The sequence below is a fragment of the Pseudomonas sp. XP2 genome, from assembly GCF_053557975.1.
This window is the reverse complement of sequence record NZ_JBNRIK010000031.1, coordinates 8,106-13,994: the sequence shown is the minus strand read 5'-3', so window position 1 is coordinate 13,994 and position 5,889 is coordinate 8,106. Positions and strand designations below refer to the sequence as shown.

The window sequence follows — 5,889 nt, the reverse complement described above, 5'->3', positions numbered from 1 at the left end:
GGAAGACATCGCCGCCGAGCAGACCGATGCACTGCCGATCCCGCGTAGCCTGCACCGCCGCCCGCTGGCCGAACACGTAGCCATCGAAGCTGCCGTCGAGAAATTGCAGAACGCCCGTAACCCGATCCTGGTGATCGGTGCCGGTGCCAACCGCAAGATGACCGCCAAGGTCCTCAAGCAGCTGATCGACAAGACCGGTATCCCGTTCATCACCACCCAGATGGGTAAAGGCGTGGTCGACGAGCGCCACCCGCGCTTCCTGGGCAACGCTGCGCTGTCGTCGGGTGACTTTGTTCACCGCGCCGTCGAAGCCGCCGACCTGATCATCAACATCGGCCACGACGTGATCGAAAAGCCGCCGTTCTTCATGGTCCGTGGTGGTACCGAAGTCATCCACATCAACTTCCGCTCCGCCGAAGTCGATGCCGTGTACTTCCCGCAGGTCGAAGTGATTGGTGACATCGCCAACGCCGTGTGGCAGATCAGCGAAGCGCTGAACGACACGTCGCACTGGGACTTCACCCGCCTGCTGGCCATCCGTGAAGCCAACGAAGCGCAGATCGCCGAAGGCGCCGACGACAACCGCTTCCCTGTCTACCCGCAGCGCCTGGTAGCCGACATTCGTCGTGTACTGCCGTCCGAAGGCATCGTTGCCCTGGACAACGGCATCTACAAGATCTGGTTCGCCCGTAACTACAAGGCGCACAAGCCGAACACCGTGCTGCTGGACAACGCCTTGGCGACCATGGGCGCCGGCCTGCCATCGGCCATGGCGGCACACCTTGTGCACCCGGACCGCCCGGTGATCTCGGTGTGCGGCGACGGCGGCTTCATGATGAACAGCCAGGAACTGGAAACCGCAGTACGCCTTGGCATGCACATCACCGTGGTGATCCTGCGTGACGATGGCTACGGCATGATCCGCTGGAAGCAGGCCAACATGGGCTTCACCGATTTTGGCCTGGACTACGGCAACCCGGACTTCGTCAAATACGCCGAAGCCTACGGTGCCAACGGTCACCGCGTGGAAAGTGCCGAAGGCCTGCTGCCGCTGCTGGAACACTGCATCAAGACCCCGGGCGTGCACGTGATCGACTGCCCGGTCGATTACAGCGAGAACGACCGCATCCTCAACAGCGAGCTGCGTGAGCGTGCGCTGGCGGTATAAGCCCTAAGGTACGGCGCCAGCTTCAAGGCTGGCGCTGCCCTCCTGCAAGAGCGGTTTCAGCCGCGCACCGGCAAGGCCGGTGTTATCCCAGGCCTCGCAGGCCACGCAATCTCCGTCGCTTCCGTCAACGATCCAACAGGCCCTGCAGGCTGGCCAGGATGCTGTTGGCGTCGTAAGGCTTGCGCGCTACGGGGGCAGCCTTCAAGTGCTCGGGAATGCTGATACCGTCGCCATAGCCGGTGGCAAAGAGGAAGGGAACCTGACGGCGTAACAGTTCATCGGCCACGGAAATGGATGTGCCGGTACCCAGGTTGACATCCAGTATGGCCACATCCGGTGTGCAACCGGCGAGCAGTTGCATTGCCTCAGCTTCGGAATTGGCGGTGATCACGTGCTTGATTTGAGCATCGGTGAGAATCTGCTCCAAGCCCACTGCAATCACCAGTTGGTCTTCGAGGATCATCACGCACAAGTCCTCCCGCGCTGCAAAGGTATCGCGCACGCGGGCCATGGCCGAGGCCGGGATGACGGGTTCGAAGGTTTCGGCAATGGTAAGGTGCTTGGCCGGGATACTGAAAAAGCCCTGCAGGCCTTCGGGGTAATACTCCACTGTGCTGGTGCCGCCCAGGTCGAACGGGATGCTGCGGTCGATCAGTACCGAGCCGAAGCCGCTGCGGCTGGGCGGGCGTACCGTTGGCCCGCCACTTTCACGCCAGCTGATGGCGCAGGCGTTCGCGGCGTCGAGTGCCCAGCTTACCGAAAGCCTGCCGCCGGCCCGCGATAGCGCGCCGTACTTGGCCGCATTGGTAGCCAGTTCGTGCAGCACCAGGGCCATTACCGAGTAGGCGCGCGCATCGAGGATGACGTTAGGGCCCTGCAGCTCGATCATGCCGGCAGCCGTGCGATAGGGCGAAAGCTCGGCCTCCAGCAGCCTCTCCAGGCGACCGCCACCATCACCCCGCACCACTTGATCATGGGCCAGTGACAATGCCTGTATACGACCTTTCAATGTCGTCACATAGTCCTGAAGTGTCTGCCCCTCAGCGGTCGGATGGGCAACCAATGCCCCGATCAGCGACAGGATGTTCTTGACCCTGTGGTTGAGCTCTTCATTGAGGATGCGCTGGCGCACTTCTGCCTTCGATCGCTCGCCGGCGAGCAGCTCGTTGTTGTGCAGCACCACTTCGACGATGGCGGTGCGGATGGCATCACCAAACTGGCGATCCTGCTCGGTCCAGGGCAGCGAATGCTGGTGAACGGTTTCTTTCCAGACGGCGAAGCTTTTGCGCGGTGTCAGACGATCCCCCAGCGCCCCGCTGTCGTAGGTCTTGTTAGGGTCCCCCGCCCAGGCGAGTGTCTCGATGACCTCCTTGCGGAAGAAGATCAGGTAGTCCCTCGGCTGTTGCGATATCGGGATGATCAAAACGCCAGAGACGTCGGTGAAGTAAGCCTGGGCAGAGGGATGCACCATCGACAGGCGGTTGGACGCCCAGGTCCGGCCATCGGTGACCCTGCCTGCCAGGTTCAACAGTTCGGGCACGGCAGCCTTCGGCAATACCAGCCCGGATGATACCCAGCGGCCTTGCAGCGATATGCCGACGCCATCGCAGGGGATCAGCGACATGAGTTGCGGCAGGCGTGAGTGGAAGAACCCATCGAGGTCCACTGACAGGGTGGCATCGCGCACGATGTCGTCCAGTGCGTTGTGAACCCGCACGGCGGCTTCGAGTTTTTGCCGGCTGCGCAGGGTCTCGAGATGCAACGCGAAGAACTCGCCGAACATTTCGGCGGCCACCCGCTGCCCCATGGTCAGTGTACGTGGCGTGTAGTGGTGGCAGGCGATCATCCCCCACAGCTCGCCGTTGACGATCACCGATATCGACATGGAGGCGCCCACGCCCATGTTGCACAGGTACTCGCAATGGACCGGCGACACGCTGCGCAGGTGCGCGTAGGACAGGTCTAGCGGTTCGCCTGACGGGTCAAGGACAGGCTCGATGGCGACCCGTTTGAACTGGGCATCGGAGATCACCCGGATGGGGTTGCGCAGGTAAAGCGCTCGGGCCTGCTGCGGGATGTCGGTGGCGGGGAAATACTGGCCCATGAAGCTTTCGAGGTCGCCGCGCTTGGCTTCCGCTACCACTTGGCCAGCCCCGTCTGCACCGAGCTGGTAGATCATTACACGGTCGTAGCCCAGCACCGCGCGGACAAAGCGGGCAGCGTCGCGGATCAATTGGGTGGTCTGGGCGGTTTCGCGCAGCTGGGTAATCAGGGTGCGGGCCAGTTCGATGGGCTCGGCGATGCTGGCGCCCGCCGGTTCGAACTCCAGGATGGCCGAACCCTTGAACAGGTGGGCGGCGATATCGAAGGCCTGGCCGTTGGGCAGCATCACGCCAAAGCTGAGTGCAGGGCGCGAGGCTTCGCGGGTACGGGCCAACGCGTTACGCAAGGTGTGGGCTACCTCGTCCCCTAAGACTGTGTGCAGCTTCTGCCCGTTGATATCGCCTGCCAGGCCCAGCAAATGCGGGGCATTGAGCGAATGGCGCAGGACCACGGTCGCGGATGCATCGCAGGCCAGCAGGCAGCCGTGGGGCTGGATGCTGCCAGGGATCTGGATCGGTTCGCGGTCGCAGTTGGTCAGGTTTACTTGCGGATCGGAGGTCATTTGGCCCGTGCCTAAGGGTAAAGAGTAGGCTGCCAAAAGGGCCGCCACCGTCAGCCTAGCAGGCATTGTCCGCCTTGGGCATTGCCGAGTGGCTGCCTTTTCAGGTTGACGGGGTATGTGCCCGTTCATCTGTGAAACCCAACTCTCGTATGAACATCGAAAACAGCTCGGGGTGAGACGATATGTTCAGCTTCGCGTACAGATGACGCCGGTTCACCTTTATGGTTTCTGGCGAGATTTCACCGTACTGCTGATCCTGTGCGTATACCTGGTGGTCGGGATGTGCGCGCTGTTCAGCCGCGTGCTGCGCCGCGACCGTGAGCACCCTTACCGGATGCCGCTGTGGCCACTGCCGGCCCTGGCTGCGGTGACGGGGCCGGGTACCTGTTGACGACCCTGTTAAGTACGGCTTCAGCCCGGGACATTTTCATCATTCTTGGCATTCTGATTACTTCCGTGTTGCTGTACGGCACGTATGGCAAGTTGAGCCCGGCTTTCCAGAAGCTTTGAGCGAGAGACAAGATGCGAGCACGCGATTTCGGTATCACGCTGGGCCTTGGTCGGCCTGGCCCCCACAACGCCATTACCGATGTGCCGGGTGTACGGGTTGGCCACGCCACCCTGAGCAAGCACCATAACGGCAAGCCTGTACGCACCGGTGTCAGCGTCATCGAGCCCCGCGAAGGCCCGGCGCGCCATCAACCGTGCTTTGCCAATATTTCGCCGCTGTTCGCGGCAGCGGCCGATGCGGTAGAAGAGGCCATTGTCAACGCGATCCTGGCAGGCAGGACCCTGCAGACAGAGGACGGGCGAGAAGTGCCAGGCCTGGAGGGTTCGCGGTTGCTGAAGGCCCTTGAGCAAGTGGGTTGGAAAGCTCAGGGTTAACTCAGCAAGCGAATCGCTTGAAGACAAGCCACGATCAATGCTTTCATTCCGCGCTTGAACCAACGGGTATTGAACGATGAACCGCCCGCTGTTTGTTGCCATCGATGGGCCCAAGGGTACTGGCAAGACCACGCTGCTGGAGGCCGTCACTCAAGCCTTGCGGCTGGACGGGAACAAGGTGATCCGCCTCTGCGAAAGAAACAACGACCCTTACCGGGGCGAGACCATGGTCCTGGTCAACCAGCTTGCCAGAAGCCCATGCCCGGACCTGGAGTTCAAGGTGTGCGAGCGCTTTGCAGAGAGCCGCGCCTGGATTTCCCGGCATGTGCTGCCCAGGCAGCCAGCTGACAGCATCATCCTGATTGATCGCTGGTATCCCTCTGATGCTGCTTTTCGTCGCACGGTGCCTTTTGACCAGATCTTGCGCCTGAACCTTGAGCGAAACGTGCAAGTGCCCGATTTGCATGTCGGGGTTGTCACAGCCGCTGAAACCTCATGGGCACGAGCCGCAGCGCGTACGCGTGGGCTTGGCAGTACGGTGATCTACAACCTTGATGAACAGGTGGCCTGTACCGAGGCGTTCGAGCGTGCCGTTGCAGAGTACGGCTGGGTGTTGTGCCGCAATGAAGGGACGATCGACGAGGCAACCCGGCAGGTGGTTGGCGAGATTCAGGGCGTGCTTGCACGCATGTGAGTTGTGCCAGCAACATGTTCTGGCTGTTACAGCCCGGTTTCCTCAATACAACGCATGAATGGGTTGCCGTGCAAAGTGTTGTGGGTCAAGGACGGCGCAGAGGAAGAGCAGCGGCAACGGCAGCTGCGCCTGCTTGAGCGGGAAAAGAAGCTGCTGGACAAGATTGACGAAGCCCTGGAGCGCATTGCACGGGGTGAGTACGGGTGGTGCAAGGACCCCGGCGAGCCCATCGACCTCAAGCGCTTGCTGCTGCGGCCGACCGCGACACTGAGCATCGAGGCCAAGGAGCGGCAGGAACGCCAGGAGCGGCCTATACGCGAAGCTTGATTCTCTAGGCGTGGATGGCACCGGCTTGGCCGGTGTTCGCGGGGCAAGCCCGCTCCCACAGTGACCGCGCAGGCTTCTGGATTTTGAGTAAGACAGCAGGGCCAAGTTGACTCGCTAGGCATGTATAAACTGCGCTGGCGGCCAATCTGC

4 protein-coding genes and 4 pseudogenes are annotated in these 5,889 nt (G+C 61.7%); 6 read left to right on the top strand and 2 right to left on the bottom strand.

The genetic code is table 11. The annotated features are described in order from the left end of the window. A partial coding sequence (locus ACK1VC_RS24865; RefSeq protein WP_449118066.1) for an acetolactate synthase large subunit occupies positions 1 to 1,168 on the top strand: 1,168 nt, incomplete at its 5' end. Between the two features lie 124 nt (positions 1,169 to 1,292). On the opposite strand, the gene ACK1VC_RS24860 is transcribed toward ACK1VC_RS24865, so the two are convergent. Together ACK1VC_RS24860 and ACK1VC_RS24855 are read right to left on the bottom strand one after the other, a co-directional pair. Then, on the bottom strand, positions 1,293 to 3,833 hold the full coding sequence (locus tag ACK1VC_RS24860) for an HWE histidine kinase domain-containing protein (protein ID WP_016486796.1): 2,541 nt from the start codon (positions 3,831 to 3,833) through the stop codon (positions 1,293 to 1,295). A gap of 100 nt (positions 3,834 to 3,933) precedes the next feature. Further along, positions 3,934 to 4,071: pseudogene (locus ACK1VC_RS24855) on the bottom strand (helix-turn-helix transcriptional regulator); the annotation flags it as partial. Here ACK1VC_RS24855 and ACK1VC_RS24850 point away from each other — a divergent pair. The 5 genes and pseudogenes from ACK1VC_RS24850 to ACK1VC_RS24830 all read left to right on the top strand — a co-directional run. Beyond that, a pseudogene (locus ACK1VC_RS24850) lies at positions 4,072 to 4,343 on the top strand (APC family permease); the annotation flags it as partial. Between the two features lie 12 nt (positions 4,344 to 4,355). After that, positions 4,356 to 4,547, top strand: a pseudogene (locus ACK1VC_RS24845) (P1 family peptidase); the annotation flags it as partial. A gap of 3 nt (positions 4,548 to 4,550) precedes the next feature. Then, a complete protein-coding gene (locus ACK1VC_RS24840; RefSeq protein ID WP_232895358.1) occupies positions 4,551 to 4,718 on the top strand; it encodes a P1 family peptidase in 168 nt (55 codons plus the stop codon). A gap of 76 nt (positions 4,719 to 4,794) precedes the next feature. Beyond that, positions 4,795 to 5,412, top strand: coding sequence for a dTMP kinase (locus tag ACK1VC_RS24835; RefSeq protein WP_191087707.1), 618 nt, complete (start codon positions 4,795 to 4,797; stop codon positions 5,410 to 5,412). A gap of 96 nt (positions 5,413 to 5,508) precedes the next feature. Next, a pseudogene (locus ACK1VC_RS24830) lies at positions 5,509 to 5,739 on the top strand (TraR/DksA C4-type zinc finger protein); the annotation flags it as partial. Positions 5,740 to 5,889: the final 150 nt, after the last annotated feature.

Coding starts and splice junctions, on each gene's coding strand:
- ACK1VC_RS24835 (WP_191087707.1), top strand. CDS start 4,795: ATGAACCGCCCGCTGTTTGTTGCCATCGATGGGCCCAAGGGTACTGGC.
- ACK1VC_RS24860 (WP_016486796.1), bottom strand. CDS start 3,833: ATGACCTCCGATCCGCAAGTAAACCTGACCAACTGCGACCGCGAACCG.